This is a genomic window from Cupriavidus phytohabitans (assembly GCF_000426345.1).
Taxonomy (GTDB): domain Bacteria; phylum Pseudomonadota; class Gammaproteobacteria; order Burkholderiales; family Burkholderiaceae; genus Cupriavidus.
Genome location: NZ_AUFE01000170.1, coordinates 1 through 3,939, shown reverse-complemented (window position 1 = coordinate 3,939; position 3,939 = coordinate 1). Strand labels below are relative to the sequence as shown.

The following is a 3,939-nucleotide window of genomic DNA, read 5'->3' as shown; positions in this document are numbered from 1 at the left end:
GCCGCCTGAGAACCGGCCACGATCAACCTTCGTACACCAGATTTGACTTTATCTCGGAGCGGGAATCGGGCGGCCAACGCGCATTGATGATCTTTGCAGCGCAAGTTGAGAAGTCAGGAATTTACCGGACCGGGTCGCTGCTGCTGTATGCTAAGTGTTCTTCGCATGTGGCCCCAACAAATCCTCGCACACTTCTATGACGCGCTCGACGGGCGGGGAGTCGCCGCTTGGACGGTAAGCCCCCAGGTCGCTATCCTGGGCTGAGATCGTGGCCCACCAAGTTGAAAGTTCTGCTTCGCTCCAGGCGCGTCGAACCTCCATGGGGACGGTATCTATGAGGTTTCGCCTGACGCGTTCACGGAAGTCGGAATCACTCAACATACCGAGTCTCCTGCAAAGCGATAGTGAGATCGCCAAAGCCAACAGTTTCGGAAGCGGACCGCTTTCATACTAGGTCGGATCGAGGGGTGTTGCTTGCTTCACTTCTAGATCCATCATTGAGGATATGAATATCTATCCATCTCCACATTCACCTCCCATTTCGAACGCCAGCCGGTTGATGCCCTTTCCGGTCACCCTCGAATGAGGGGATGTAGCCGCGCGTCTGCGCCAGCGAGGCCGGTACCTCCGACCCCCGCTGACGGATACGCTGGTTGCGCGTGAACGTTCACAGAGGGTCGCCTCGCCGATACGCTCCGAATAATCTCGCGCCGAGCACCAAACCGATGCCCAAGGCGATGCCAACCGCGCGCACCGGATTGGCATGAACAAAGGATTCCGCGCGCTCTCGCCCGCTTGCCCAGCCGGACTTGACTTGTCCGGTGACACGCTTGGCGACGTCAGCCGACTTGGCTACCAGCTCCGTGGCCGTACCAGCGGATTTTGCAGCGAGCTTTAGAAAATCAGCTTTGGCCTTGTCGCGCTCTTCGCCGGCCAGGGCAGGAAGGCGCTCCAGCAGCCGGTCCAGCTCGCGCGAAAGTTCCTGCGACTCCCTGTCTTCGGCGGAAGCATGCGCATCATTCCCACGCTGGGCGAAAACGGCCCCGGATGTGGAGCCGGACGTCGACTGGGAAACGGCTCCGCGCTCACTGAACGAAGGCACATGTGGCGTGCTGGTTACGGGGCCGCTCGCTTGCGTGCCTTTCATCTCTGCTTGTTCCATGATCTTTCTCCGGATTGAAACGTACCGCGCGCAGGCCGATCCTTTGCGCCGAGGTCGACCCGCGCAGTTTTTATGCCTGGCATGCGCCGGCTGGCAGACAGCAGGTTCGCATCGCGGTCGCGCGTCATGGGAGGCACGGCGGTCACCCGGGCCAGGGGGCCACAATACATCGTTGCACGAAGAACAAGTAATTTTCACATCGCGGGCTCGGAATGGATGAGTTGGCCTCAGCGCCGCCGACCCCAGGCAACACTGGTAGCCGGGTTCAAACAGCATCAAAGGCGATATAGCGCAGCGCGCAATCGAGACCTGTTGATCAGCATGCGGCAACCGGGTCGTGATCACCGCCGAGTGTCGGACCAGCGCAAGTCAACCGACCACGGGAGCCCACGAAAAACTTAGCGGAGGAAAATGGTCCGTGTGTTCGGTGATAACCGGTTCCGCGAGATGAAGCCGGCCAGTTCGCGGGAGTGCCGCGATCCCGAATGCGCCGGTGGTACCCTGGCGCGGTCCTTGCTGTAAAGCTCGATAGGTTGAGCGACATGATTATGGAGACGCATCATGAAGACTCCCATACGACGCGACAACGATAAGTCGGAGAAACCACGGGTGCGTCCAGCACATCAGTTGCCACCAAAAGTGGACCATCCAATGCATAGATCTGGGCGGGAAAAGCCGCCCCGTCAGCCGGGGCAACTGGACATCGGACGGCCACCGGAGTCATCTATTCAACAGTAGCGTGTCGAACTGGCGGGTAGACGGGTGCACCGGCACACAGACCTGAAACCGGGATGAACATGACATCGCAGGCGTCGGACTGGTTTTCGTGGCCACAGCCCACCAAATTTCTGCAACGGAAGCGCGATGGCTGCCGAGTCTTCGACCTCACGGGTCGCAGCAGCTGCGTTTCGTGACGGACGTGCCAATGAAGATTGCCCAGATTGCCCCGTTGGCTGAACGCTGTCCGCCGAGCACGTATGGTGGCACAGAGCGCATCGTTTCCTATTTAACCGAAGAACTCGTGCAGCAAGGCCACGATGTCACGCTGTTTGCGAGCGGCGACTCGGTCACGCGTGCCGAACTCGTGCCGTGCTGCAACTTGGCATTGCGCCTGGACACACGCGTCTGCGATCCTCTGCCGTATCATTTGATGATGGTGAACCGTGTGATGACGCGCGCCGAGGAATTCGATGTTCTGCACTTCCATATCGACATGCTGCATTACCCGCTGCTGCGGCACATGCCGATACGGTCTGTGACCACTTTGCACGGCCGTCTTGACCTGCCGGACCTGCAGCCGTTCTATGCTTCCTTTCCGGATTTTGCGCTGGTGTCTGTTTCCGCGGCCCAACGACTTCCAATGCCACCGGTAAATTGGGCCGGCACCGTACACCACGGCCTGCCACCGCAATTGCTGACGTGCTGCGCCAACCCGCGCGGCGATTACCTGGCCTTCCTGGGGCGGATCGCGCCGGAAAAGCGCCCCGACCGGGCGATCGAAATCGCCCGGCGCGCTGGCATGCAGTTGAAGATCGCAGCCAAGATCGACCGGGTCGATCGCTGCTATTGGGAGAGCACTATCGGCCCGCTGGTGGCGGCGAATCCGCACGTGGAATACATCGGAGAGATTGGCGAACGGGAAAAGAGCGCATTTCTCGGCAACGCGCGCGCGCTGTTGTTTCCGGTCGACTGGCCAGAGCCGTTCGGGCTGGTCATGATCGAGGCCATGGCATGTGGCACGCCGGTGGTGGCCTTTTCTGCCGGATCGGTGTCGGAAATAATCGAGCCGCCTTTTCGAAGGCTTGTTCGCCGCATCCAGCTATATCGATTTGCGCCGCCTGCCGGAGCTGTTCTGCGGATTTCCTCGCCACCGCAGCCAGGGGCCTACGTTCTACCCCGTGGCCTGCGCGCCGCAGGCCTGGGCGGCGGCGGCACCGTTGCTGATGCTACAAGCCTGCCTCGGGCTGGACTTCGACATTAACGAGCCCGCCATCACCTTTGAGAACCCTTCGCTGCCAGCGTTCCTTGACGAAGTAGTGTTCCGCAACCTCGCGGTGAACGGCGGCAGCGCCGATGTGGCCGTGCGCCGTTCGGGTGAGCGCGTCGTGGTCGATGTGCTGGACCGACAAGGGCCGGTCAGAGTGCTGACCCGCCACTAGTGTCCTGCGCCAGAAGTTCCCTGCATTATTGACACCACATAGTTAGTCTGCGTTGAAGGCACGCAAGCGGCGAGGTGGTGATGAGAGGAAGACCAAAGGCGGAACTTGTATTGAGTGAGGTCGAACGCGAGCAACTCAAGGCGCTGACGATGCGGCGCAAGACCGCACAGGCGTTGGCGTTACGCGCGCGCATTGTGCTGGCTAGCGCTGAAGGCTTGGACAACAAGACCGTCGCGGCAAAGCAGCGTGTCACTCAGCAAACCGTATCGAAATGGCGTGCGCGGTTCGTGGCGCATCGGCTCGATGGACTGCTCGATGCGCCGCGCCCAGGGGCACCGAGGTCCATCGATGATGCACAGGTGGATGCGGTTATTGCCAAGACGCTCGAATCCGTGCCGGCCAACGCCACCCACTGGAGCACGCGCAGTATGGCTCGCGCGGCAAATCTATCTGCGTCGACCGTGACGCGTATCTGGCGTGCGTTTGGACTGCAGCCTCATCGACAGGAAACCTTCAAGCTCTCCACCGACCCATTGTTCGTGGAGAAGGTGCGCGATATCGTGGGGTTGTACCTCGACCCACCGCTCAAAGCCATGGTGTTGTGCGTTGACGAGAAGA

At 60.5% G+C, this 3,939-nt stretch carries 5 protein-coding genes; 4 read left to right on the top strand and 1 reads right to left on the bottom strand.

The annotated features are described in order from the left end of the window. Positions 1 to 200, top strand: a 200-nt coding sequence (locus tag K309_RS43615; protein WP_232232636.1) for a hypothetical protein, incomplete at its 5' end; no start/stop codon positions are given. Positions 201 to 667: 467 nt separating this feature from the next. On the opposite strand, the gene K309_RS0134155 is transcribed toward K309_RS43615, so the two are convergent. Then, positions 668 to 1,162, bottom strand: coding sequence for an ElaB/YgaM/YqjD family protein (locus K309_RS0134155; protein WP_051320767.1), 495 nt, complete (start codon positions 1,160 to 1,162; stop codon positions 668 to 670). Positions 1,163 to 2,087: 925 nt separating this feature from the next. On the opposite strand from K309_RS0134155, the gene K309_RS38770 reads away from it, so the two are divergent. The 3 genes from K309_RS38770 to K309_RS0134140 form a co-directional block, all read left to right on the top strand. After that, the gene (locus tag K309_RS38770) at positions 2,088 to 3,143 is read left to right on the top strand and encodes a glycosyltransferase family 4 protein (RefSeq protein ID WP_084402707.1); all 1,056 of its coding nucleotides are present in this window, start codon (positions 2,088 to 2,090) and stop codon (positions 3,141 to 3,143) included. Beyond that, on the top strand, positions 3,106 to 3,321 hold the full coding sequence (locus K309_RS0134145) for a hypothetical protein (RefSeq protein WP_029050382.1): 216 nt from the start codon (positions 3,106 to 3,108) through the stop codon (positions 3,319 to 3,321). Before K309_RS38770 ends, K309_RS0134145 begins: the two co-directional genes overlap by 38 nt. A gap of 80 nt (positions 3,322 to 3,401) precedes the next feature. After that, the coding region (locus K309_RS0134140) for an IS630 family transposase (protein WP_029050381.1) at positions 3,402 to 3,939 on the top strand (538 nt) is incomplete at its 3' end.

Bases quoted from the DNA above. Each gene is read 5' to 3' on its own strand.
- K309_RS0134145 (WP_029050382.1), top strand. From the start codon at position 3,106: ATGCTACAAGCCTGCCTCGGGCTGGACTTCGACATTAACGAGCCCGCC.
- K309_RS38770 (WP_084402707.1), top strand. From the start codon at position 2,088: ATGAAGATTGCCCAGATTGCCCCGTTGGCTGAACGCTGTCCGCCGAGC.
- K309_RS0134155 (WP_051320767.1), bottom strand. From the start codon at position 1,162: ATGGAACAAGCAGAGATGAAAGGCACGCAAGCGAGCGGCCCCGTAACC.